Genomic DNA, 25035 nt, shown 5'->3' on the forward strand with positions numbered 1-25035 from the left:
GCGATAATGTTCGAATGATATCGTCACAACGCCAACATCTGATCCTGAGCCGACTGCGCACGCGAGGAGCCGTGCGCATCACCGCGCTGTCCAAGGAGCTTGGTGTCTCCGCGATGACGATCCGACGGGACATCGCTGACCTGTCGGACAAGGGCCTGCTCAAGCGCGTCCACGGCGGTGCCATCACCACCTCCACGCTGCTCGCCGAGCCGCTGTTCTCGGTCAAGTCGCAAATGGACATCGGGCTCAAGGACGCCATCGCCCAGGAGGCCATCAAATACGTGGCCCCCGGAGACGTGATCGCCATCGGCGGCGGCACCACCTCCTATGTGTTCGCCCAGCATCTGCTTGAATCCCAGCAGTCCGCCGGCGTCACCATCCTCACCAATTCGATCCCGGTCGCCGAGCTCGTGCAGGCGCTGGAGACGAAGGACGTCGAAGTCATCGTCACCGGCGGCGTGATCACGCGCTCCAACGCGCTCGTGGGACCCATCGCGGACAAGGTGATCGGCTCCCTGCGCGTCAACACCGTGTTCCTCGGCACCCATTCGGTGTCCATCCCGCGCGGCTTCCTCATGCCGAACTCGCTGGAGGCGGCCACGGACATGGCCATGATGGACATCGCCGACCGCACGATCATCCTCACGGACCACACCAAGTGGGCGTGCACATCCCTGTCCCTGTTCGCCCGGTTCGACCAGGTGGACACGGTCATCACCGACGACGGTCTGGACCCCGTCTCGGCGAAGCAAACCAAGGAGTTGGTAAAGGACCTTGTTCTCGCCAAACAGGTGGAACAGGTACAAGAAAGTGAAAGTGAGCACATCCAATGAGCGAATTCGCACATTACACCCCGGGGGAGTATGCGTCCGAGCACATTCGCATCACGCCGACGACGCTGGCCGACGGCCGTGACTTCTTCTATCTCGACGACGATCCGGAGTACGTCTCCGGCGCGAAGACGCGCGAGCTGAAGGATCCGCGCGATCTGCCGTACCGCTTCAGCAACCAGCTGAACGCGGCCGGCGAGGAGGTGCCGTACGCGGCCCCCGAAATGCGCCGCGATCCGCTGACCGGCGACTGGATCCCCATGGCCACCGCGCGCATGAACCGCCCGATCACCGCCGGCCCCGGCGCCACCGCCAAGGGCAACCCGCTGGCCGCCCGCAAGCCCGGCGACCCGTACCAGGACGGCGAGGTCCCGGACACCGACTACAACGTCGTCGTCTTCGAGAACCGCTTCCCGTCCATGGTCCGCGTGCCCGGCCGCTCCGAGGACGTCACCTTCGTCGACGGCAACCCGCTGTGGGAGAAGAAGATGGCCGCCGGCCGCTGCGAGGTCATCTGCTTCGACCCCGACGAGCACGGCCTGCCGGCCGATCTGCCCGTCTCCCGCCTGCGCACGGTGGTGGAGGCCTGGGCCTTCCGCACCGCCGAGATCTCCGCCATGGAGGGCATCGAGCAGATCTTCCCGTTCGAGAACCACGGCGCCGAAATCGGCGTCTCGCTGGCCCACCCGCACGGCCAGGTCTACTGCTACCCGTTCATCGCCCCGAAGATGGAGGCCGAGCTCAAGCACACCGAGGCCTACCACGAGAAGACCGGCGGCAACCTGCTCAAGGACCTGATGAACGCCGAGCTGGAGGCCAAGGAGCGCGTGGTGCTGCGCAACCACAGCTGGGTCGCCTACGTGCCGGCCGCCGCCCGCTGGCCCCTCGAGGTCCACGTGGCCCCGGTGCGCGACGTGCTCACCCTCGACCAGCTCAACGACCAGGAACGCTGGGACCTCGCCCAGATGTACTCCACGCTGCTCAAGCGCGGCAACGCCTTCTTCGACAAGGGCGACGGCAAGGGCATGGACCTGCCGTACATCGCCGCCTGGCACCAGGCCCCCATCCACGACCCGCGCCGCGCGAACTACCGCCTGAACCTCCAGTTCTTCAGCTTCCGCCGCGCCGCCAACAAGATCAAGTACCTGGCCGGTTCCGAGTCCGGCATGGCCGCCTGGATCTCCGACACCACGCCGGAACTGATCGCCAAGCGCTTCCACGAGCTGGGCGACGTCGACATCGCTGACTGAGCCGTGCACAGCCAAGCACAACAACCACAAGAAAAGGAACGAAACACCAATGACTGCTGTTGAATTCATCGAGCCGATCAGCCACGAGGATGGCGTCGCGCAGGCCAGCGACCTGTTCAAGCGCACCTTCGGCGCCGATCCCGCCGGCGTGTGGGCCGCCCCCGGCCGCGTCAACCTGATCGGCGAGCACACCGACTACAACGCCGGCCTGTGCCTGCCGATCGCTTTGCCCCACCGCACCTTCCTGGCCCTGAGCCCGCGCGAGGACACCACCGTGCGCCTCGTGTCCGACGTGGCCACGGACAAGGTCGCCACCGCGGATCTGGACGGCCTCAAGGCCGGCGGCGTGGACGGCTGGGCCGCCTACCCGGCCGGCGTGGCCTGGGCCCTGCGCGAGGCCGGCTTCGACCAGGTCAAGGGCTTCGACGCCGCCTTCGTCTCCTGCGTGCCGCTCGGCTCCGGCCTGAGCTCCTCCGCCGCCATGACATGCTCCACCGCGCTCGCGCTGGACGACGTGTACGGCCTGGGCTACGGCTCCACCGACGCCGGCCGCGTCACGCTCATCAACGCGGCCATCAAGTCGGAGAACGACATGGCCGGCGCCTCCACCGGTGGCCTCGATCAGAACGCCTCCATGCGCTGCACGGCCGGCCACGCGATCCTGCTCGACTGCCGTCCGGGCCTGACCCCGCTGGAGTCCGTTTCCCAGCAGGAGTTCGATCTGGACAAGTACGGCCTTGAGCTGCTTGTGGTGGACACCCAAGCCCCGCACCAGCTCAACGACGGCCAGTACGCCCAGCGCCGCGCCACCTGCGAGGAGGCCGCGAGGATCCTCGGCGTGGAGAACCTGCGCGTGGTGGCCGATCAGGTCAACGCCGCGGACGATCCGGTCGCCGCGCTCGCCGATGTGCTCGAGAAGCTCGACGAGCCGGCGCAGATCCGCTGCACCCGCCATGTGATCACCGAGATCGGCCGCGTCACCAAGTTCGTGGACGCCTTCAAGGCCGGCGACATCGCCAAGGCGGGCGAGCTGTTCAACGCCTCCCACAACTCGCTGCGCGACGACTACCGCGTCACCGTGCCCGAGCTGGACACGGCCGTGAACATCGCCCGCGCCCACGGTGCCTATGGCGCCCGCATGACCGGCGGCGGCTTCGGCGGCTCGATCATCGCCCTGGTGAACAAGGGTGCCGGTCACGACATCGCCCAGCGCATCGCCGACGAGTTCAAGGCCCAGGGCTTCAACGCCCCGCGCGCCCTGCCCGCCGTGGCGGCCGCTGCTGCGTCACGCGAGGCGTGACGCCGTCGCCGCCGTGGTGGCGGCTCCCCTCACCTACGGGATGCCCACTGGGCATCCCGCTTGACGGTTCGGCGCGAGGCGTGACGCCGTCGCCGCCGTGGTGGCGGCTCCCCTCACCTACGGGATGCCCACCGGGCGTCCCGCTTGACGGTTCGGCGCGAGGCCTGACGCAGCCGAACCATCCAGCGACACGCCCGGGGCAACTTACGAAAACCCGTAAAGCGTGCTAACTTGCGGAGCTGTTCAAAACCGCATGGCCCGCGCCGAATACATTGAGTACTTCGGTGCGGGCCATGCGGTTTTCTGCGTCCAGAGAGAGGAAACCGTGACACAGTCATCCGCAACAACCGCAACATCCGCACCCGCCGCAGCCGAGCCGCGCTTCGCCCATCCCCATCGGGTCATGTCCGGCCTGTACGCCGGCGTCTTTCTGGGCATGCTGTCCGAAACGTCCATGAACATCGCCCTGCCGGACCTCATGCAGGAGTTCTCCGTCACCTCCGGCACCGCGCAGTGGATGGTCGTCGGCTACATGCTGGCCATCGGCGTCGTGCTGCCGTGCGTCGGCTTCATGCTCAAATGGGTCAGGGCCAAGACCCTCGCCCTGTTCGCCCTGATCTGCTTCCTTGCGGGCGCGATCGTGTGCACCATCGCCCCCAACTTCCCGATCCTGCTGGCCGGTCGCATGGTCCAGGGCGTGAGCACCGGCATCATGCTGCCCACCATGTACGCGGCGATCATGCGCGTCTTCCCGCCGCATAAGATCGGCGCGGCCAACGGCGTGGCGGGCCTGACGATCATGTTCGCCCCCGTGATCGGCCCCACCCTGGCCGGCCTGCTGATCGGCGCGTTCTCCTGGCGCGCGATCTTCGCCATGCTGGCCGTGGTCGCCGCCGTGGCCATCGCGCTCACCGCCGCCTTCTTCGTCACGCCGATCGAACGCACCCGCCCGGCCGTGGACATCCCGTCCATCATCGCCTCGGCGGTCGGCTTCGGCTGCCTGGTGGCCGGCGTGAGCCTGATCAGCGACATGGGCTTCTCCGTGCCGGTGATCGGCCTGCTGGCGGTGGGTGTGATCGTGCTCGCATTCTATGCGCGCCGCCAGTTCACCGTCGCCGACCCGCTGCTGGACCTCAAGGCCCTGCGCATCCCCGCATTCACCGTGCCGGCCGTCATGGTCAGCTGCTCGTTCGCCTGCACCCTCGCATTCATGTATCTGGTGCCGCAGGAGCTGCAGCGCGGCTTGGGCATGGATTCGGCCACCGCAGGCCTGCTCATGCTGCCCGCCGGCGTGATCAACGCCCTGTGCACGCTGCTGGCCGGCCACCTGTACGACAAGTATGGCGCCAAGCGTCTCGTGTGGATCGGCGTGGTCATGGCCGTGATCGGCGGCGCGCTGTTCATCGCGATCGGCGTCGGCTCCCCGGTGGCGCTGTTCCTGACCGCGCACATCGTGATCATGGTGGGCATCCCGTTCATCCAGCAGTCCACCCAGTCCGCCGCGCTGCACAGCCTGCCGCGCGAGTTGGCGGCCGACGGCAGCACGATCCTCAACACCATGCAGCAGGTGGTGGGCGCGATCGGCACGGCCATCGCCACCTGCCTGCTGGGGCTGGCGGACACGAGCACCCAGGCCGGCTTCGTGACCGGTTCGCGCTACGGCTATGCGTTCGGACTGGCGCTGGTCGCCCTGGTGCTCATCGGCTCGTTCGGTCTGCGCGAGCCGCGCCGATAGCAAGGCATGATCGAGATATGAAAAACCCCGCACGGATTTCCGCGCGGGGTTTTTCATAGCCGGCCAACCAAACGGTCAGCCGATCGGATCACTTGGCGTAATCGTTGTTCTTGCTTTCCTTGATGAGGAACAGCGCGATCAGGGCGATCACGGACATGACGGCGAGGTACCAGCCGACGGACTCGACCGTGCCGGTGGCCTGCACCAGGGCGGTGGCGATGGTCGGGGCGAACGCGCCGCCGAAGATGGCCGCCAGGTTGTAGGCGAGGCCGGCGCCGGAGTAGCGCACGTGGGTCGGGAACAGTTCGGGCAGGTAGGCGCCGCAGGGGCCGAACAGGCCGCCCATCAGCGCGAAGCCGACGCACAGGAACAGCATGACGGTGACCACGTTGTGCTGCAGGGACTGCATGGCGAAGAGGCTGAACACCAGCGTGGCGAGCGTGGTGGAGATCAGCACGGTCTTGCGGCCCAGACGGTCGGAATACACGCAGGTCACGAGGATGAAGATGGCGAAGAACACCACGGAGACCATCTGCATGGCCAGGTACTCGTTCTGGGTGAACGCGGGCTTCATGACCTTGACGCCGTAGGACAGCGACCAGGTGCCGAGCACGTAGAACAGGGAGTAGGTGATGCCCATGGCGGCGGTGCCCAGCAGGACTTCCTTCCAGTAGGGGACGAGGTCGCGCAGCGGGTGCTTGGAGACGCGGTCCTCGGCCTCGGCCTGGCGGAAGATCGGGGTCTCGGACATGTGCAGACGGACGTAGAGGCCGATGATGACCAGGATCGCGGAGCACAGGAACGGGATGCGCCAGCCCCAGGCCTGCATGGTGTCGGGGCCGAGGGTGGTGTCGAGCAGCAGGTTCAGGCCGTAGGCGCAGAAGAAGCCGATCGGGGCGCCGAGGTTCGGGAAGGAACCGTACAGGGCGCGCTTGTGGGCCGGGGCGTTCTCGGTGGCCACCAGCGCGGCGCCGGACCATTCGCCGGCCAGACCCACGCCCTGGCAGGCGCGGCAGATGCACAGGATGATGATGGACACGATGCCCAGCTGCTCATAGCCGGGCAGGCAGCCCACGAGGAACGTGGAGATGCCCATGGTCATCAGGGCCACGACCAGCGTGGTCTTGCGGCCCACCTTGTCGCCGAAGTGGCCGAACAGCATGGAGCCGAACGGGCGGGCGAGGAAGGAGACGGCGAACGTCAGGAAGGCGAGCATGGTGCCGATGGCCGGGTTGGCCTTAGTGGCGGCCGGGAAGAAGATCACGCCGAAGTAGCTGGCGGACGCGATGGAGTAGCAGTAGTTGTCGTAGAACTCGATGGCCGTGCCGACCATCGACGCGGCGATGATCTCCGGCACGGAATCCTTTTTGACTGTGGCCGACTTGGCGGCTGCAGTTGCTGCGGACATGGAAATGAACCCCTCTAGATTCTCTTTGGTGCGTCCGGCCATGTGCGCTCGTATGCGCGGACCGGACCTGCGAACCGTCCCCCGGGATCGCCCCCTGCCGGTTGTGCCAGTCGAGGAGCTGCGCCGGTGCGGTTCAATCTGCTGTTCCGGTTGTGGCCGGAAACTGAACACAACATACGGAGCCCATCGCCCCGATGGCAATAGCCGGGTCACTATTCGGACGTGGTCCGAGGTGCCGCGCGAGGGTGGCGGCGTGGACCGGGCATCCGAGGAACGGTACGGGCGAAGGGGTTTGCGGGGTTTCCTTCTATACTGGTATGGTCTGTCGTTTTCTCCCAAAATAATTCGATCGGAGCGCCATGAACAAGGCAATCATCACCGTCGTCGGCCAGGACACCGTCGGCATCATCGCCCGCGTCTGCACCTACCTTTCCGACCACAAGGTCAACGTGCTGGACATCTCCCAGACCATCATCGACGGCTTCTTCAACATGATGATGATCGTCGACTACTCCAAGTCCGACGTCGAGTTCGGCGCGATGGTCGAGGCGCTCGACGAGCTCGGCGAGGACATCGGCGTGCGCATCCGCTGCCAGCGCGAGGAGATCTTCACCAAGATGCACCGCGTCTGACGAAGCCGTTAAGAAAACAGTCCTGTGGACTGTTTTTAGGTTTCGAAGCCGGCCGTCAGGCCGCGCTGTCAACAGGGAATCGACTACTTTCGAAGGAACGCATCAATGTTAAATATCATGGAGGTCCACGAGACCAACCAGATGATCGAGCAGGAGAAGCTCGACGTGCGCACGATCACCATGGGCATCTCCCTGCTGGATTGCGCGGACGGATCCGTGGACGAGGTGTGCCGCAAGGTCTACGACAAGATCACCCGCTACGCCAAGGACCTCGTGTCCACCGGCGAGGCGATCGAGCGTGACTACGGCATCCCGATCGTCAACAAGCGCATCACCGTCACCCCCATCTCCCTGGTGGGCGCGAGCTCGTGCAGGTCCACCAAGGACTTCGTCAAGATCGCCCACGCGCTGGATCGCGCGGCCAAGGAGTGCGGCGTGGATCTGATCGGCGGTTACTCTGCGTTGGTCTCCAAGGCCATGACCCCGGCCGAGGAGCTGCTCATCCGCTCCCTGCCGCAGGCGCTGAGCGAGACGGACATCGTGTGCTCCTCCGTGAACGTGGGCTCCACCAAGACCGGCATCGACATGAACGCCGTCGAGCTGCTGGGCCACGTCATCAAGGACATCGCCGCCGCCACCGCGGACAACGATTCCTACGGCTGCGTCAAGTTCGTGGCCTTCTGCAACGTGCCCGACGACAACCCGTTCATGGCGGGCGGCTTCCACGGCGTCACCGAGGGCGACGCGGTGATCAACGTGGGCGTCTCCGGACCGGGCGTGGTCTCCCGCGCGCTGGATGCCGCCAAGGGCAAGGACTTCGAGTTCCTGTGCGAGACGATCAAGCGCACCGCGTTCAAGATCACCCGCGTGGGCCAGCTCGTGGCCCAGGAGGCGTCGCGCCGGCTCGGCATCCCGTTCGGCATCATCGACCTGTCCCTGGCCCCCACGCCCGCGGTGGGCGATTCGGTGGGCGAGGTGCTGGAGAAGATCGGCCTCGAGCAGGTGGGCGCGCCCGGCACCACCGCCGCGCTGGCCATGCTCAACGACCAGGTCAAGAAGGGCGGCATCATGGCGTCCTCCTACGTGGGAGGCCTGTCCGGCGCCTTCATCCCGGTCTCCGAGGACAAGAACATGATCGACGCGGCCGCCTCCGGGTGCCTGACGATCGAAAAGCTCGAGGCCATGACCTGCGTGTGCTCGGTGGGTCTGGACATGATCGCCATCCCCGGCGACACCTCCGCCGCCACGATCTCCGGCCTCATCGCGGACGAGGCGGCCATCGGCATGGTCAACCAGAAGACCACGGCCGTGCGCGTGATCCCGGTGGTCGGCAAGGGCGTGGGCGAGGAGGCCAACTTCGGCGGCCTCATGGGCTACGCGCCGATCATGCCGGTCAACAAGGCCAGCTGCGCGGCGTTCGTGACCCGCGGCGGCCGCATCCCGGCGCCGATCCACTCGTTCAAGAACTGACGTTTGGGGGCTCCCTTCGGGGAGCCCCCAAACGTCATCCTGAGCGAAGCGCAGCGGAGTCGAAGGATCCTTAATCTCCTGCACTATGACGTCAGTGCGAAATGACGAAGGATCCTTCGCTCCGCTCAGGATGACGGCGGGTGAGTTTGCTCCGCTCGGGATGATCGCGCCGTCTGTTGCGTATACGCGTATACACTTCGTGCGGTTTACCGTCTGTCAGGCTCCGCCCTGGAACCCCAGCTGCCTCCAGGCTTCGTAGATGGCGATGGAGGCGCAGTTGGTCAGGTTGAGGGACCTGAGGGACGGGCGCATGGGCAGGCGGACCTGCTCGGCCACGTGCGGGCCGGCCATGATGTCCATCGGATCGGGGATGTCGCCCGGCTCGGGGCCGAACAGCAGGATGTCGGTGGGGCGGTACTCCACCTCCGTGTACAGCTTCGTGGCGTGCGCGGTGAACGCGATGATGCGCGAATTGGGCATCGACTCCACCAGATTCTCGAAGTTCGGGTGCAGCACCACGTGCGCCATGTCGTGGTAGTCCAGTCCGGCGCGGCGCAGTTTGGTGTCCCGGAGGTTGAAGCCCAGCGGCTCCACCAGATGCAGGATCGTGCCGGTCACCGCGCACAGGCGGATGGCCGATCCGGTGTTGCCCGGAATGCGCGGCGAGTAATAGCACAGGTGAGGCGTCACGGTTTCTGCCGCCGCGGCCTTCTCCGCGGAAAGCATCGCGTCGACCACGGAGATGGGGTTGCCGTGCGCATCGGTCACCAGTTCGTCCGGCCCGTAGTTCGATTTGCGGTAGCCGTACTCGAACATCTTCTCGACCTTGGCCTCGGGATTCGCCTCTTCGGGGGCTGCTGCTGCACTGTTCGCTTCGTTCGTCACGAATGCTAAGAATAGGGACGATGAACGACACCGTTGAACCTCTTGCCGCCGCCTCCGTCGCGGACCCCTCCGCCGTGGCTGCACCGCTGTTCGCGTGGTGGCATGCCAACGCGCGCGATCTGCCCTGGCGGTTCGGCCGCACCACCCCGTGGGGCGTGCTCGTCTCCGAGGTGATGAGCCAGCAGACCCAGATGAGCCGCGTGGTGCCCTACTGGCGGGCGTGGATGGACGTGTGGCCGGATGCCGCCGCCCTCGCCGCCGCGTCCCCAGCGGAGGTGATCACCGCGTGGGGGCGTCTGGGCTATCCGCGACGTGCGCTGCGCTTGCAGGAGTGCGCCCGCGTGGTGGCGGGGGAGTGCGCCGACGAGCTGCCACGATCGTACGATGGTTTGACCGCTCTGCCCGGCATTGGCGACTACACGGCCAGTGCGGTGATGAGCTTCGCGTTCGGCATGAGGATCGCGGTGATCGACACGAACATCCGTCGCGTGCTGTCCCGCGTGTTCACGGGCGTCGAGTCGCTCGGCGGCTCCGCGAAGCCCGCCGAGCGCGATCTGGCGAATCGCGTGCTGCCGGCGGATGCCGGGGAGTCCGTCACATGGAACCAAGCGGTGATGGAACTGGGCGCCCTGGTGTGCACGGCCAAATCGCCCCGGTGCGACGTCTGTCCGGTATCCGGCCTGTGCATGTTCCTGGCCGCCGGGCGCCCCGGTTTGGGCGAGCGGCGCACCCGGCCCCGGCAGCGGTTCCAGGGCACCGATCGTCAGGTGCGCGGCATCGTGCTCGACGCCCTGCGCAGGTTGCCCGCGGGCGGCGGCGATGGCGGCGGCGATGTTGGTGCGGCGGGGACGATGCCCGGTGTCCCATCGCTGCCGCGCGCGCAGGCACGGCAGCTGTGGGCCGATCGTGCCCAGCTGGACGCCTGCATCGCCAGTCTGGACGATGACGGCCTGATCGAAATCCTCCCGGACGGATCCCTGCGGCTGCCCCGCGCATGATCGTTCACGGAGTTGCGATCGCTCACAGTGCCACGATCGTTCACGGGGTTGCGACGTGTGCCGCGCGGCTTTTCGCGTGCCCGGTTGTGGACAAGCGGCAAGGGTCCGCGCTTCATCGCCGCGCGCGGTCCGCGGGAAACGTAGACTGAAGTGGTTATGGCCAAGAAAAGGAAGCAGTGGACCCCCGCGCAGCGACGGATGTACCGGCGTCGCCGCCTCGTCGCGCTTGTGGTGCTCGTCGCATTGCTCGCCGCCGCCGTGGGGGCGGTCTGGGGCGTGGGCAAGGGCATCGGCGCGCTGTACTACTGGTTCAACCGCGCGGACATCAACGCGATCAGCCGCCAGACCGTCCCCACCGCCAAAAAGACCTCCGGCGTGCCGAACTGCTCCTCCTCCGACGTGCGTCTGGAACTGACCGCCGCGTCGTCCAGCGTGGCCGTGGGCGGCTCCCTCGACTTCACCGCCGCCATCTCCTACACCGGCGCCGGATCCTGCCTGATCAACGGCGCGAACGATTCGCGCATCCTGGCCATCACCAGCGGCGACCAGACCATCTGGAAGTCGGACATCTGCCCGGCCACCAGCCGCATGCTGCTGATGAGCAAATCGCAGGGCATGAACCGCGATGAGGCGAAGATCACATGGGGCGCCAACGCGAACGCCACGGACACCACCTGCCGCAAAAGCTCCGAGCTGCCCAAGGTCAAGGCCGGCACCTACGTGGCCCGGCTGAGCCTCAAGTCCGATCCCGACCTCAAGTCCGATCCGGTGGTCATCACGGTGCAGTAGCGCGGATTGTTCCTCCCCGATCCTGAGCGAAGCGGGGGTGCCTCCCCATCCTGAGCGAAGCGTGTGAGTTCCCGTCATCCTGAGCGAAGCGTGTGAGTTCCCGTCATCCTGAGCGAAGCGTAGCGGAGTCGAAGGATCCTTAACTTCGTGCACAAATTAAGGATCCTTCGACTCCGCCCTTCGTTGTCCGGCTGCGCCGGACCGTCGCCGCCTTGGCGGCGGCTCGACAGCATTTGCGGTCGGCCTGCGGCCGCGGTTTCATTTGCTCACTGTCGTTCGCCCTCGCCTGCGAACGCCGCCGGCGTTCGCTTCACGGCTCGGCCTGCCTACGGACAGCCCACCGGGCTGTCCGTTTAACGGCTCAGTGCTCAGGATGACGAAAGGAACGAACGTTGCGCTCAGGATGAGAGAGTCTGTCTGCGCAGGATGACGCGGCCCCGCCAAGTCCATTCGCGCGCCGTCGTCAAATCGGCGTCCGCATTGCGAAACGCCGGCGGCCCGCACGATTGACGCGACACGCCGAAGCGCCTATAATGTTGACTTCGCGTGAAGTATGTCATATGGCGGGCATGCATCATAGGGGAAACGCCCGCATGAGCATATGGTGGCTCGCGGGTGCGTTCCGGGGAAAAACACCAGAATCGAACTAGCGAGCGATAAGGACAAGTCTCTTGGCTACTACCACATACGCACGCGCGGACGAGCACGACATCGAGCTGCACAAGGCTTCGAACCGCGTGAACTTCGGTTCCATCAAGGAACCCATCGACGTTCCCTACCTGCTGGGCGTCCAGACCGACAGCTTCGACTGGCTGATCGGCAACGAGCGTTGGAAGGCCCGCGTCGAGGAGGATCTCAAGAACGGCACCAACACCGTGCCCCACACCTCCGGCCTCGACGAGGTCTTCGAGGAGATCTCCCCGATCGAGAACTTCGCCCAGACCATGTCCCTGACCTTCTCCGACCCTTACTTCGAGGAGCCCCGCCACACCGTGCAGGAGTGCAAGGAGAAGGACTACACCTACTCCGCGCCGCTGTACGTGAACGCCGAATTCGAAAACGGCGACACCGGCGAGATCAAATCCCAGACCGTGTTCATGGGCGACTTCCCGCTGCAGACCCCGCACGGCACCTTCATCATCGGCGGCACCGAGCGAGTCATCGTCTCCCAGCTCGTGCGCTCCCCGGGCGTCTACTTCGACCGCACGCCGGACCGCACCTCGGACAAGGAGGTCTTCGGCGCGAAGATCATCCCGTCCCGCGGCGCCTGGCTGGAGTTCGAGATCGACAAGCGCGACGTCCTCGGCGTGCGCGTGGACCGCAAGCGCAAGCAGTCCGCCATCGTCTTCCTCATGGCCATCGGCATGACCAAGCAGGAGATCGCCCAGGCGTTCCAGGGCTACCCGCTGGTGCTCGACGCCCTTGCCAAGGAGACCATCGAGACCCAGGACGAGGCCCTCACGGACCTGTACCGCAAGATCCGCCCGTCCGACACCGCCACCCCGGAGGCCGGCCGCAACCTGCTCGATTCCTTCTACTTCAACACCAAGCGCTACGATCTCGCCCGCGTGGGCCGCTACAAGATCAACCGCAAGCTCGGTCTCGAGGTGGACTACAACGAGCGTTCCCTGCAGCGCGAGGACATCATCTCCACCATCAAGTACCTGGTCACCCTGCACGCCGGCGACAAGACCTTCCCGGGCAAGCGCGACGGTCAGGACGTCGAGCTGCGCGTGGACGTGGACGACATCGACCACTTCGGCAACCGCCGCATCCGCCAGGTCGGCGAGCTGATCCAGAACCAGCTGCGCACCGGCCTGTCCCGCATGGAGCGCGTGGTGCGCGAGCGCATGACCACCCAGGACTCCGAGGCCATCACCCCGCAGTCCCTGATCAACATCCGCCCGGTGAACGCCACCATCAAGGAGTTCTTCGGCACCTCCCAGCTGTCCCAGTTCATGGACCAGAACAACCCGCTGGCCGGCGTGACCAACAAGCGCCGTCTGTCGGCCCTGGGCCCCGGCGGCCTGTCCCGCGACCGCGCCTCCATGGAGGTGCGAGACGTGCACCCGTCCCACTTCGGCCGCATGTGCCCGATCGAGTCCCCCGAAGGCCCGAACATCGGTCTGATCGGCTCGCTGGCCACCTTCGGCCGCACCAACCCGTTCGGCTTCATCGAGACCCCGTACCGCAAGGTCGTCAACGGCCACGTGACGGACGATGTGGAGTACATGACCGCCGACCGCGATCTGGACCACGTCATCGCCCAGGTGAACCAGGAGCTGGACAAGGACGGCAACTTCGTCAACAAGGACGCCCTTGTGCGTGACGCCGCCGGCGAGGCCGAGGATGTGCCGGTCGACATGGTCGACTACATGGACGTCTCCCCGCGCCAGATGGTCTCCATCGGCGCCTCCCTGATCCCGTTCCTCGAGCACGACGAGGGCCACCGAGCGCTGATGGGCACCAACATGCAGCGTCAGGCCGTGCCGCTGATCGAGTCCGAGCGCCCGCTCGTGGGCACCGGCTCCGAGTGGCGCGTCGCGTACGATTCCGGCGACGTCATCATCGCCGAGAAGGACGGCGTGGTCACCTACGTGTCCGGCGACATGATCCGCGTCATGAATGACGACGGCACCACCTCCAGCTACAAGCTGTACAAGTTCCAGCGCTCCAACCAGACCACCTGCTACAACCAGCGTCCGCTGGTAAAGGACGGCGAGCGCGTGGAGAAGGGCACCGTCCTGGCTGACGGCCCGGCCGTGGAGAAGGGCGAGATCGCCCTGGGCAAGAACCTGCTCATCGCCTTCATGCCGTGGAACGGCTACAACTACGAGGACGCCGTGATCATCTCCCAGCGCCTCGTGCAGGACGACACCCTGTCCTCCATCCACATCGAGGAGTACGAGATCGACGCCCGCGAGACCAAGCTGGGCGCCGAGGAGATCACCCGCGACCTGCCCAACGTGGGCGAGGACGCGGTGGCCAACCTCGACGAGCGCGGCATCATCCGCATCGGCGCCGAGGTCGAGGCCGGCGACATCCTGGTCGGCAAGGTCACCCCGAAGGGCGAGACCGAGCTCACCCCGGAGGAGCGCCTGCTGCGCGCCATCTTCGGCGAGAAGTCCCGCGAGGTGCGCGACACCTCCCTGCGCGTGCCGCACGGCGAGACCGGCACCGTCATCGCGGTCAAGGAGATCACCCGCGAGGATGCCGAGGAGGACGGCGACGAGCTGCCCAACGGCGTCAACCAGATGATCCGCGTGTACATCGCCCAGCACCGCAAGATCACCGTGGGCGACAAGCTCTCCGGCCGCCACGGCAACAAGGGCTGCATCTCCCGCATCCTGCCCGAGGAGGACATGCCGTTCCTGGCGGACGGCACCCCCGTGGACATCATGCTCAACCCGCTGGGTGTGCCTTCGCGAATGAACCTGGGTCAGGTGCTCGAGCTGCACCTCGGCTGGATCGCGCACTCCGGCTGGGACATCAGCCTGGATCCGGATCTTGAGGCCGAGTGGAAGAAGCACGTGCCTGCCGGCGCCGAAAAGGCCGATCCGAACACCCCGGTGGCCACCCCGGTGTTCGACGGCGTGCGCCCGGACGTGATCCAGGGCCTGCTGAAGACCACCCTGCCCGACCGCGACGGCAACAAGCTCGTGGGCGACGACGGCAAGGCCACGCTGTTCGACGGCCGCACCGGCGAACCGTTCCCGAAGCCGATCTCCGTGGGCTACATGTACATGCTGAAGCTGCACCACCTTGTGGACGACAAGATCCACGCGCGCTCCACCGGCCCGTACTCCATGATCACCCAGCAGCCGCTGGGCGGCAAGGCCCAGTTCGGCGGCCAGCGCTTCGGCGAGATGGAGGTGTGGGCCCTCGAGGCCTACGGCGCCGCGTACACGCTGCACGAGATGATGACCACCAAGTCCGACGACGTGGACGGCCGCGTGCGCGTCTACGGCGCGATCGTGAAGGGCGACAACCTGCCGCCGGCGGGCATCCCCGAGTCCTTCAAGGTGCTCCTCAAGGAAATGCAGTCCCTGTCCCTGAACGTCGAGGTGCTCAACGCGGATGGCGTGGCCATCGACATGAAGGACGAGGAGGACGATCCGGTCAGCTCCGCCAACGATCTGGGCTTCAACATCGGCGCCCGTCCGGACGCCGCCGCCAAGGCCGACCAGGCCGCTCCCGAACCCGAATACCGCTGATAAAGATTTCGAAAGACAGGACAATAGACAGTGCTGGACGTCAACGCATTTGACAAACTGAGGATCGGCCTGGCCACCGCGGACGACATCCGAGGCTGGAGCCACGGCGAGGTCAAGAAGCCCGAAACCATCAACTACCGCACCCTCAAGCCGGAGAAGGACGGTCTGTTCGGCGAGCAGATCTTCGGCCCGACCCGCGACTGGGAGTGCGCCTGCGGCAAGTACAAGCGCGTGCGCTTCAAGGGCATCGTGTGCGAGCGCTGCGGCGTCGAGGTGACCCGCAGCCGCGTGCGCCGCGAGCGCATGGGCCACATCGAGCTGGCCGCCCCGGTGACGCACATCTGGTTCTTCAAGGGTGTGCCGTCCCGTCTGGGCTACCTGCTGGACATCGCGCCGAAGGACCTGGAGAAGGTCATCTACTTCGCCGCCTACATGGTCACCAAGGTGGACGAGGAGCAGCGTCATCAGGATCTGCCCGATCTGCAGGAGGAGTTCGACCACGAGGTCGAGAGCCTGGCCAAGCGTCGTGACAACGAGATCGGCGAGCGCGCCAAGAAGGTCGAGGAGGATCTCGCGACCCTCGAGGCCGCCGGCGAGGCGAAGGGCCCGGCCCGTTCCAAGCTGCGCAACGGCGCCGAGCGCGACATGGCGGCCATCCGCCAGCGCTACGACGACCAGATCCAGCGCCTGAACGCCGTGTGGGACCGCTTCAAGGGCCTCAAGCCCGGCGACATGGAGGGCGACGTCGATCTGTGGCGCGAGATGGAGGATCGCTACGGCGATTACTTCGAGGGCTGCATGGGCGCCGAGGCGATCAAGAAGCGCCTGCAGGACTTCGACCTCGAGGCCGCGTCCAAGCAGCTGCGCGAGGAGATCGAAACCGGCTCCGGCCAGCGCAAGGCCCGCGCCCTCAAGCGCCTGAAGGTCGTCAACGCCTTCCTGTCCACCGGCAACAAGCCGGAGGCCATGGTGCTGGACGTGATCCCGGTCATCCCGCCGGATCTGCGCCCGATGGTGCAGCTGGACGGCGGCCGCTTCGCGACCTCAGACCTCAACGACCTGTACCGCCGCGTGATCAACCGCAACAACCGTCTGAAGCGACTGATCGAGCTCGGCGCCCCCGAGATCATGCTCAACAACGAGAAGCGCATGCTGCAGGAGGCCGTCGACTCCCTGTTCGACAACGGCCGCCGCGGCCGTCCGGTCACCGGCGCCTCCAACCGCCCGCTGAAGTCCCTGTCGGACATGCTCAAGGGCAAGCAGGGCCGCTTCCGTCAGAACCTGCTGGGCAAGCGCGTCGACTACTCCGGCCGTTCCGTGATCGTGGTCGGCCCGTCGCTGCGCATGCACCAGTGCGGCGTGCCGAAGCCCATGGCCCTCGAGCTGTTCAAGCCGTTCGTGATCAAGCGTCTGGTGGACCTCAATTACGCTCAGAACATGAAGAGCGCCAAGCGTCTGGTGGACCGCGGCGACTCCGAGGTGTGGGGCGTGCTCGAGGAGGTCATCTCCGAGCATCCCGTGCTGCTGAACCGTGCGCCTACGCTGCACCGTCTGGGCATCCAGGCCTTCGAGCCGATCCTGGTGGAGGGCAAGGCCATCCACCTGCCGCCGCTGGCCTGCGCGGCCTTCAACGCCGACTTCGACGGCGACCAGATGGCCATCCACCTGCCGCTGTCCGCCGAAGCCCAGGCCGAGGCCCGTTCGCTCATGATGGCGTCCGACAACATCCTCAAGCCGGCCGATGGCCACACCGTGACCATGCCGTCGCAGGATATGATCCTGGGCCTGTATTACCTGTCCACCGTGGTGGAGGGCGCCAAGGGCCAGGGCCGCGTGTTCTCCTCCCTGGAGGAGGCCGAGATGGCGCTGGACCGCCACGACATCGACATGCAGGCCAAGGTGCTGATCCGTCTGCCCAAGGACTTCTGCCTGCCCACCGACTGGGAGCCGGGCGAGCTGAAGGTCGTGGACCCGGAGCCGGGCAGCCCGGACACCGTCCATGAGGAGCGCTTCCACGACGGCACCGTGCTGTTCGCCACCTCGTACGGCCGCGTGCTGTTCAACGACACGCTGCCGGTGGACTACCCGTTTGTCAACGAGCAGGTGGGCAAGAAGCGTCTGGCCAAGATCGTCGACGACATCGCGGCCCGTTACACCACCGCGCAGGTCGCCGCGTCCTTGGACGCGCTGAAGGATCTGGGCTTCACCCGCGCGCCGTGGTCCGGCGTGTCCTTCGCGTTCTCCGACGTCATCGAGCCGGCCGACCGCAACGAGCTGGTCGCCCGGTACGAGTCCGAGGCCGCCACGGTCAACGAGAACTACGAGATGGGTCTTATGACCGAGGACGAGCGCCGCCAGGAGCTCATCGACCTGTGGACCAAGTGCACGGCCGAGGTGTCCAAGGCCGTGGAGCACGACTTCGATCCGTCGAACAACCTCGCCATCATCGTGCAGTCCGGTGCACGAGGAAACATGATGCAGATCAACCAGATCGCCGGCATGCGTGGCCTTGTGGCCAACCCGAAGGGCGAGATCATCCCCCGTCCGGTCAAGTCCAACTACCGCGACGGCCTGTCCGTGCTGGAGTACTTCATCTCCCAGCACGGCGCCCGCAAGGGTCTGGCGGATACCGCACTGCGTACCGCCGAGTCTGGTTACCTCACCCGTCGTCTGGTGGACGTGTCCCAGGACGTCATCGTGCGCGAGGAGGACTGCGGCACCAAGCGCGGTCTGACCATCCAGGTGGCCGAGCGCGACGAGAACGGCGATCTGGTGCTCGTCAAGGCGGCGGACGGCGGTCCGTACTCCCGTCTGCTCGCGGCCGATGTGATCGACCCGGCCGACGGCACCACTGTGCTGTACAAGCGCGACGACGCCCTGTCCATGGACGTGCTGCGCGATCTGGTCAAGCACGGCGTGGAGAGCGTCAAGTGCCGTTCCGTGCTGACCTGCGAGTCGAAGCGCGGCGTGTGCGCCAAGTGCTACGGCTGGTCGCTGGCCACCAACACGCTGGTGGACGTCGGCGAGGCCGTGGGCATCGTGGCCGCCCAGTCCATCGGCGAGCCCGGTACCCAGCTGACGCTGCGTTCCTTCCACTCCGGCGGCGTCGCCTCGGCTTCCGATATCACCCAGGGTCTTCCCCGTGTCACCGAGCTGTTCGAGGCCCGCACGCCTAAGGGCGAGGCCCCGATCGCCGAGTACCCGGGCACCGTCAAGGTGGAGGACACCGATCGCGGCCGCCAGGTGGTGCTGACCCCGGACGACCAGTCGGTCGAGCCGATTACCTACCCGGTGACCCGTCGCGCTCCGCTGATGGTTCAGGATGGCGAGCACGTGGAGGCCGGTCGCCAGCTGATCGAGGGTTCCGTGGATCCCAAGAAGATCCTGCGCATCCTCGGACCGCGCGCCGCTCAGGTCAACATCGTGGAGGAGGTGCACACCGTGTACCGCTCCCAGGGTGTGGATATCCACGACAAGCACATCGAGGTCATCGCGCACCAGATGCTGCGTCGCATCACCGTGATCGATTCCGGCGACACGAACCTGCTGCCGGGCGAGCTGGTGGATCAGGCGCGCTTCAAGGAGGCCAACAAGGAGGCCGTCGCCAACGGCGGCAAGCCCGCGGCCGGCCGTCCGGAGCTCATGGGCATCACCAAGGCGTCGCTGGCCACGGATTCGTGGCTGTCCGCCGCCTCCTTCCAGGAGACCACCCGCGTGCTCACCGAAGCCGCCCTGAGCCAGAAGGTCGACGACCTCAAGGGCCTCAAGGAGAACGTCATCATCGGTAAGCTCATCCCGGCCGGTACAGGCCTCGCCCGCTACCGCAACGCCGTGGTCGAGCCCGACAAGGCCATCCGCGACACGATCTACCCGAACTTCGGTCTGGGCGGGGACGACGCGGCCGGCGATGTGGACCTGTCCGACGCCGATCTGGGCGATGTGGACTTCTCCAACATCGACTTCGGCGACCTCAAGCTCGGCGACGACTTCAACCCGGACGACTTCCTCAACGACCAAGGTGGCCAGACCAGCCTGGACGAGGGCGATCTCGACCACGGTTTCGGCGCGGACGACGTTGATTTCGGCGGCGAATCCGATGACACCGCTGATGCGCCGGCCGCCGGTTCGGATGCCGCTGGCTCCGACGATGCCGGTTCCGACGCTGATCAGGACGCCGATCAGGACGCCGATCAGGACACCGACGGCGACCAGCAGTAACACCGTCGGCGAACCGGATGCCGTCCCGTCTGGGGATGCGGCATGTTCGCCATGAAGACCCGTCATGTGGTCCGACCGCCTTTCCGGCGGACGGCCGCACGGCGGGTCTTCCGCGTTTTTAGCGGCGTTGGAGGAACCAACGCCGAAAGATGCGGAAGATGCGGAAGGCGTGATGCTGGAGGGGATGACGCGGCAGAATGAGACGTCGCGCCACGGGATACGGGCCGTGATGGCGACAGACGTGCAAGCCACCGACGCGGCCACGGCAGGGAGCGCAGCATCATCCGTCGTGCCCGATCCGCCGACCTCCAGAATCGGCGGGCTTGGCCTTCGGTGACCGCCTCGCCGGAAAAGGCCGCCCGATCCGCATCCCGCGCAAGATCCAGCAATGCAGGTTCCAAGCCCTGCCCCTGCGCCTCCCGTTCCAGGCCCTGCCCTCGCGCTTTCTGCGCCGGGCCGCCGGCGGTCAGCCCCCTCGCGATCGCCCGTGCTATCTCCGGTGCCCCTCCCGCCCCCGACCCGGCCTCACGGACACCGCATCGGTAGGCGAGCAGCCGGATCGCATACCAGCCTTGCGCGATGCGCCGTGCGGGGGAGCCGCGTCGCCGCGCTATTGCCACTGCCAGCGCCTTGGCGGCGACAATCATGCCGATCACCATGATCAACAGCCATAGTGGGCTGCCGTAAATCAGCACGAGCATGATGGTCCGGCGCACGGCCTGCCATCGGGCGTCGCCATCGTCGGGCGGCTCCGCATCGTCCCCGGTGATCGCCGTTCGGCCGGCGACCGTGGTTCGGTCCCGCAGCGGTTCGGTCAAAGGCACCGGCGGCTGTCTCACCAGCGTCTGCGGCTCGGAAGCCGCCGTCCGTTGGCTTTGGTCGGGATGCTTGGTCTCCGATGGCGTGGGATGGAACGCCACCCATCCGAAGCCCTTCAGATTCACCTCCGTCCATGCGGCTATGTCCAGTCCGGTGAAGGTGACCGATGCGGAGCCGTCGGGCGTCCGCTCGGTGCGCGCGGCGGATGGTCTGCCGTCATCGTCCTTGGGCAGGAGGCCATACACCACGCGCGATGGGATGCCGAGCTCCCTTGCCATCAGCGCCATGGCCGAGGCGTACTGCTCGCTGTCGCCCACCATGATGCCTCCTCCTAGCAGCATGTCCACGCGATGGTTGCCATGGCCGGGTGGTGAGGGGTAGTCGTCGCCCAGACCGCGGGAGAACCATCCCATGCGCTGCAGTGACCGGGCCAGCGCGATCGCCTTCGCACCCGCATGGGCTTCGCCGCCGGCCGTCGCGGAGGCGAACGTGCGTACCGAATCCGGCACATCAACGGGTTCGGGAAGATCGACTGTCCCGGCGTCGGCTTCGGCAAGGGCGCGCATGTCGATCCGATCGCCTGCGATGACCAGAACGTCTTCGGAGCCGGTCCCGTCGCTGGAGCCTGTCCCATCGTCCCGGGCGTCCGCATTCGCACCGATTCGCGCATCGCCGGCGGCGGCTCTAGGCAGCACGCCCGATTCGACGTACCGCAACCCATCCGTCAGATCGCCGGTCAGCAGGCCGGTCCCTGTTACGGCATTGGTGTGGAACATGCCGGCGTTGCGTGGATCGTCGAACTCCACCGTGCGGACGTTGCCGGCCAGCGGCAGCCAATGATCGTCCCAGTCGCCGCGGATGGTGAAGGTCGCTCGGAATGGCGTACCCGCTTGCCCGCCGCCCGTTGCATCGCCCATTGCGCCGCCCGTCCCGCCGCCGGCGTCCACGCGCATGCCGGAACGGCGGAATTCCCCGGATGATCGGCCGGAGTCGTCGCCGGACAGATTCCACACATCGCCGTCGAACGCATCCATGACGGCCAGACGGACCGGCGCACCGGCGGGAAGCCCGGTGACCGTGAGCACCGGATCGTCGCGGTGGCGCTTCACGATCGCTCGCATGCCGCTTAACGGGCTGACCCGATCCGCCATGTACAGCGGCGGGTTGTAATGATCGCGCAGCGTCACCCGCCCCGGTCCGATCGTCGGCCCTGCGGCAAGGGCGACGACTATGGAGACGGCCATGGTCCCGGATGCCATTGCGCCGGCGGAACGCCAGCGTGCGGGCTCCAGCCATCCGCCGTGCCAACCCAGCCACACCAGCATGAGCGACGTGAACGCCAGCCCGGTGCCAACCGGATGCCAGCCGGTTCCGGCTCCCAGCAGCGCGGCCCCGGCGAATCCCGCGCACAGCGGAAGCAGAGCCCAACCGCCGGCCGGATTGCGCGTGCTTGCGGCAAGGACCGCGGCCAGATACGACGTGAACAGCGCCATCGTCCATAGGGCCATCAACGCGCCGTCCATATTGTCCACCGGCGGGGCGAGCGCGATCAGCAGTTTGAACGATCCCAAGGTCGTCATCCACCCATTGCGCACCACATCGACCGCTGTCTGGAGATCCAATGGTCCGCCGGCGGCATTTGCAGACAGCATGAATGCGACCCAAGGACCGATCGCCCCCTGCGCGATGGCGAGCGATAACGGCTGCATCCAGCAGCGGCGTCCGGGGGACCCCAATGCGGCGGCCAGACAACCGAGCGCGGCGGCGGGCAATCCGCCAAGCACCCATAGCCAGACCGATCCATACACCGGAATCAGCGGGCTCATGGCGATGAGCGTGGCGCAGACGATCACCATGTGCATGATCGGGAGGCGAGGAACGCGCAGGTGACCTGCGGCGTGGTGCGTGCGACCTGTGCAACGGGCTGCGCAGTCAAAGGAACGGGCTGTGTGGCCCGAACGGGGGAGCGGGCTCGTCATGACCAATCCCCCATCCACGTCGCCCACATGTCCGTCAGATCGCGCGGATCGCCGATCGTCGCCACGCTGCAGCTCTGGCGCCGAACCACCGTGCGGGCCGCGCCGGCATGAATCCGAACCAGCAGCCGGCCGTGCGCAGTCGGTTCTGATGCCATCATGCGGACCGCATCGGGCAGCGTGGTGCGGGAGCCGGTCACCAGACAGCGAATCGTTGCGGGTGCGGTCGCCGGTCGCAATCCCCACAGCCGCCGGATGTCCCGGTGCGGTGCCGATTCGCCGGCCGGATTGCCGGCCGTGAGGTCGGCTGCCTCCGTGCCCGCCAATGGGGGAATCCCGCTGCACATATCCAGCAATGCCGTGGCGCTCGACGGGTGCGGATGCAACGGGTCGGCGTGGACGGCCACATCCTGCCCCCATCGCAGGTACTGCGCGCCGATCGAGGCGAATATGGTCACGGCAAGCTCGAATTCCTCCGGGCTGGCATAGGATCCGGGCCTTGTATCCAAGGCGAGGTCCATCCCGTCCCGCTGCGCGGCCGCATATTGGCGGACCATCAGCGTTCCGGCCTTCGCGCTCGCGGACCAGTGCACCCGTCGGATGTCGTCGCCGTCCGCATAGGTGCGCAATCCTTGGAAATCAGGCGAATCCGTGGCGGTGCGGCCATTGGGTTCGCCTTCGTCATCCGCGGTTCCGGCGTGCGGTCCGCCCGGCAGAGGCACCACGGCCGGGTGCACGAACAGCATGCTGGCGCCGGCCAGCCGATGGTCATGCCGTGCCAGACCGAACGGATCGCCCCTGCGGATGGTCAACGGTCCGATGCCCACCTGCGCGCGGGCCGTTGCGTCGAACGGCACCCTGACCGTTGCGGTTCGTCCGGCGCCGAGTGACGGCAGCTGGCATTGGCGCGACGTCGTCGTTCCTCCCTCCGATACGGACAGCAGACCAACGGCGCCGCCGATCGGTCCGGCACCGGGATTGCGCAGCCGTATCTCGATGCCGGTGCGCTCGCCGACGATCATGCGCGTGGACCCCGGGGCGATCGACGCTTCATACCCGGTGCCGCCCATGGTCATCATGAGCGCGACGGCCAGCATCGCGATGAGCATCGTTGCCCCGGCCAGCGCCTCGATCCATTGCAGTGCGGCGAAGACCAGCAGATCCGCGGCGGCCATGATCGCCGCCAGACGTCCCAATGGCGTCAGACGGGCAAGTGGCGTCAGGCGGGCCGCCATATCCATGATTCCTTGCATCATTGCCCCTCCAAGGTCGGTGCCGGCACCTCGTCGAGAATCCGGGTGATGACCGTGGCCGCGGACACCCCGTCGAATGACGCGTCGGAGGTCACGGCGATGCGGTGGGCGAGCACCGGCACCGCCAGTTGCGCCACATCGGACGGGGTGACGTACGGACGCCCTTCCATGGCCGCCAGCACCCGCGCGCATCGGTCCAGAGCCAGCGCGCCGCGAATGGATGAGCCGGCGGACAGGGCCTCGTGATGCCGTGTGGCCTCCGTGATGCGCACGATGTAGTCGAGCACGCGATCGTTGCAATGAACGTGCGCGGCCACCGCTCGCATGCGCAGCACATCGTCGCCGGTCAGCGTCGAAGCTGAGCTGTGATCGTAGTCTCCACTCTGGGAGAGGTCCCGATTTTCAGGCAATGCACCAGATCCGGCCCGCTCGGCCGCTTGGCGACGCAGGATGTCGATGCTGGCCTCATGTCCCGGGTGCCCGAGTGAGGTGACCAGTAGGAAACGGTCCAGCTGTGCCTCGGGCAGCCGGTAGGTGCCGAGCTGATCGGCGGGATTCTGCGTGGCGATCACCAGGAACGGCGATGGCACGGCGTGCGTGACGCCATCCACGGTGACGCCGCCTTCCTCCATGACCTCCAGCAGGGCAGATTGCGTTTTCGCGGACGCGCGGTTGATCTCGTCGGCCAGCACCACGGATGCGAACACCGGGCCCTCGCGGAACGAGAACCCTCCGGTGTGCCGATCGTATACGGTGACGCCGGTCACGTCTCCCGGCAGCAGATCCGGTGTGAACTGGATGCGCTTGAACGGCACGGACAACGATCGGGCGATGGCTCTGGCCAATTGGGTTTTGCCGGTGCCCGGCACGTCCTCCAGCAGCAGATGTCCTCCGGCGATCAGTGCGATCAGGCTGCGCCGGATCGGCTCCTCCTTGCCGACGATCGTGCGTCCGATTCCACTGACGAGCAGATCGACGTGATGCTGGAAGAGATACAGATCGGCGTCGGTCAGCGCTCGGGGCGGGGATTGCGTAATTGGTAGCGAGGACATGGGTTGTGCGGGTTGTGCGGGTTGCGCAGGGCTTGCGCCGGTCTGCGATTCGCTGGCATGTCTTCCGCGGCAAGCCGGCATGCCGTCTTGCTGTACGCCGGTCTGTGCAGCGGTTTGCGCGCCGACCCGCATGCCGGCTTGCGCACCGACGCGCGTTGCGTCGTCCATCGGAACGGGGCGTGGAGATGGAACTCCGATTGGGCCCG

Annotated in this window: 15 protein-coding genes; 10 read left to right on the forward strand and 5 right to left on the reverse strand. The window is 66.6% G+C overall.

The genetic code is table 11. The annotated features are described in order from the left end of the window. Positions 1 to 14: 14 nt before the first annotated feature. The 4 genes from EMO90_RS08465 (at position 15) to EMO90_RS08480 (ending at position 5115) form a co-directional block, all read left to right on the forward strand. On the forward strand, positions 15 to 833 hold the full coding sequence (locus EMO90_RS08465; protein ID WP_150354142.1) for a DeoR/GlpR family DNA-binding transcription regulator: 819 nt from the start codon (positions 15 to 17) through the stop codon (positions 831 to 833). Continuing rightward, positions 830 to 2080, forward strand: a complete 1251-nt coding sequence (gene galT / locus EMO90_RS08470; protein ID WP_150354143.1) for a galactose-1-phosphate uridylyltransferase — start codon at positions 830 to 832, stop codon at positions 2078 to 2080. Before EMO90_RS08465 ends, galT begins: the two co-directional genes overlap by 4 nt. A gap of 49 nt (positions 2081 to 2129) precedes the next feature. Beyond that, the gene (galK, locus tag EMO90_RS08475; protein ID WP_150354144.1) at positions 2130 to 3380 is read left to right on the forward strand and encodes a galactokinase; all 1251 of its coding nucleotides are present in this window, start codon (positions 2130 to 2132) and stop codon (positions 3378 to 3380) included. A gap of 325 nt (positions 3381 to 3705) precedes the next feature. Beyond that, complete coding sequence (locus tag EMO90_RS08480) at positions 3706 to 5115, forward strand: DHA2 family efflux MFS transporter permease subunit (RefSeq protein WP_223849762.1); 1410 nt, start codon at positions 3706 to 3708, stop codon at positions 5113 to 5115. Between the two features lie 88 nt (positions 5116 to 5203). Here EMO90_RS08480 and EMO90_RS08485 read toward each other — a convergent pair whose 3' ends face one another. Next, the gene (locus tag EMO90_RS08485; RefSeq protein WP_150354145.1) at positions 5204 to 6523 is read right to left on the reverse strand and encodes an MFS transporter; all 1320 of its coding nucleotides are present in this window, start codon (positions 6521 to 6523) and stop codon (positions 5204 to 5206) included. Positions 6524 to 6882: 359 nt separating this feature from the next. On the opposite strand from EMO90_RS08485, the gene EMO90_RS08490 reads away from it, so the two are divergent. Together EMO90_RS08490 and EMO90_RS08495 are read left to right on the forward strand one after the other, a co-directional pair. Continuing rightward, positions 6883 to 7155, forward strand: coding sequence for an ACT domain-containing protein (locus EMO90_RS08490; protein ID WP_150354146.1), 273 nt, complete (start codon positions 6883 to 6885; stop codon positions 7153 to 7155). 105 nt (positions 7156 to 7260) lie between these two features. Then, a complete protein-coding gene (locus EMO90_RS08495) occupies positions 7261 to 8625 on the forward strand; it encodes a PFL family protein (RefSeq protein ID WP_150354147.1) in 1365 nt (454 codons plus the stop codon). 216 nt (positions 8626 to 8841) lie between these two features. Here the strand turns inward: EMO90_RS08495 and EMO90_RS08500 are convergent, their stop codons facing one another. Further along, entirely contained in the window at positions 8842 to 9441 is a 600-nt protein-coding gene (locus EMO90_RS08500; protein ID WP_150354168.1) for a tRNA (cytidine(34)-2'-O)-methyltransferase, read from the reverse strand. An 89-nt stretch (positions 9442 to 9530) separates the two neighbouring features. Between EMO90_RS08500 and EMO90_RS08505 the strand changes: the two genes are divergently transcribed. The 4 genes from EMO90_RS08505 to EMO90_RS08520 all read left to right on the forward strand — a co-directional run bounded on the left by EMO90_RS08505 (position 9531) and on the right by EMO90_RS08520 (position 19729). Further along, positions 9531 to 10508, forward strand: a complete 978-nt coding sequence (locus EMO90_RS08505; protein WP_150354148.1) for an HhH-GPD family protein — start codon at positions 9531 to 9533, stop codon at positions 10506 to 10508. 156 nt (positions 10509 to 10664) lie between these two features. Next, complete coding sequence (locus EMO90_RS08510; RefSeq protein WP_223849763.1) at positions 10665 to 11297, forward strand: hypothetical protein; 633 nt, start codon at positions 10665 to 10667, stop codon at positions 11295 to 11297. 671 nt (positions 11298 to 11968) lie between these two features. Further along, positions 11969 to 15511 carry a DNA-directed RNA polymerase subunit beta gene (rpoB, locus tag EMO90_RS08515; protein ID WP_217624957.1) on the forward strand — a complete coding sequence of 1181 codons (3543 nt, stop codon included), beginning with the start codon at positions 11969 to 11971 and terminating at the stop codon, positions 15509 to 15511. 30 nt (positions 15512 to 15541) lie between these two features. After that, a complete protein-coding gene (locus EMO90_RS08520) occupies positions 15542 to 19729 on the forward strand; it encodes a DNA-directed RNA polymerase subunit beta' (RefSeq protein WP_223849764.1) in 4188 nt (1395 codons plus the stop codon). Between the two features lie 62 nt (positions 19730 to 19791). Here the strand turns inward: EMO90_RS08520 and EMO90_RS08525 are convergent, their stop codons facing one another. The 3 genes from EMO90_RS08525 to EMO90_RS08535 all read right to left on the reverse strand — a co-directional run bounded on the left by EMO90_RS08525 (position 19792) and on the right by EMO90_RS08535 (position 24829). After that, on the reverse strand, positions 19792 to 22410 hold the full coding sequence (locus EMO90_RS08525; RefSeq protein WP_190972013.1) for a DUF3488 and transglutaminase-like domain-containing protein: 2619 nt from the start codon (positions 22408 to 22410) through the stop codon (positions 19792 to 19794). A 113-nt stretch (positions 22411 to 22523) separates the two neighbouring features. After that, positions 22524 to 23759, reverse strand: a complete 1236-nt coding sequence (locus EMO90_RS08530; protein ID WP_190972014.1) for a DUF58 domain-containing protein — start codon at positions 23757 to 23759, stop codon at positions 22524 to 22526. Between the two features lie 17 nt (positions 23760 to 23776). After that, positions 23777 to 24829: an AAA family ATPase gene (locus EMO90_RS08535; protein ID WP_223849765.1), complete on the reverse strand. Its 1053-nt coding sequence runs from the start codon at positions 24827 to 24829 to the stop codon at positions 23777 to 23779. Between the last annotated feature and the right edge of the window lie 206 nt (positions 24830 to 25035).

This window comes from Bifidobacterium vespertilionis (assembly GCF_008698145.1).
Taxonomy (GTDB): domain Bacteria; phylum Actinomycetota; class Actinomycetes; order Actinomycetales; family Bifidobacteriaceae; genus Bifidobacterium; species Bifidobacterium vespertilionis.

Bases quoted from the DNA above. Each gene is read 5' to 3' on its own strand.
- EMO90_RS08465 (WP_150354142.1), top strand. From the start codon at position 15: ATGATATCGTCACAACGCCAACATCTGATCCTGAGCCGACTGCGCACG.
- galT (WP_150354143.1), top strand. From the start codon at position 830: ATGAGCGAATTCGCACATTACACCCCGGGGGAGTATGCGTCCGAGCAC.
- galK (WP_150354144.1), top strand. From the start codon at position 2,130: ATGACTGCTGTTGAATTCATCGAGCCGATCAGCCACGAGGATGGCGTC.
- EMO90_RS08485 (WP_150354145.1), bottom strand. From the start codon at position 6,523: ATGTCCGCAGCAACTGCAGCCGCCAAGTCGGCCACAGTCAAAAAGGAT.
- EMO90_RS08490 (WP_150354146.1), top strand. From the start codon at position 6,883: ATGAACAAGGCAATCATCACCGTCGTCGGCCAGGACACCGTCGGCATC.
- EMO90_RS08495 (WP_150354147.1), top strand. From the start codon at position 7,261: ATGTTAAATATCATGGAGGTCCACGAGACCAACCAGATGATCGAGCAG.
- EMO90_RS08500 (WP_150354168.1), bottom strand. From the start codon at position 9,441: ATGTTCGAGTACGGCTACCGCAAATCGAACTACGGGCCGGACGAACTG.
- EMO90_RS08505 (WP_150354148.1), top strand. From the start codon at position 9,531: ATGAACGACACCGTTGAACCTCTTGCCGCCGCCTCCGTCGCGGACCCC.
- EMO90_RS08510 (WP_223849763.1), top strand. From the start codon at position 10,665: ATGGCCAAGAAAAGGAAGCAGTGGACCCCCGCGCAGCGACGGATGTAC.
- EMO90_RS08525 (WP_190972013.1), bottom strand. From the start codon at position 22,410: ATGCACATGGTGATCGTCTGCGCCACGCTCATCGCCATGAGCCCGCTG.
- EMO90_RS08530 (WP_190972014.1), bottom strand. From the start codon at position 23,759: ATGGCGGCCCGCCTGACGCCACTTGCCCGTCTGACGCCATTGGGACGT.
- EMO90_RS08535 (WP_223849765.1), bottom strand. From the start codon at position 24,829: ATGTCCTCGCTACCAATTACGCAATCCCCGCCCCGAGCGCTGACCGAC.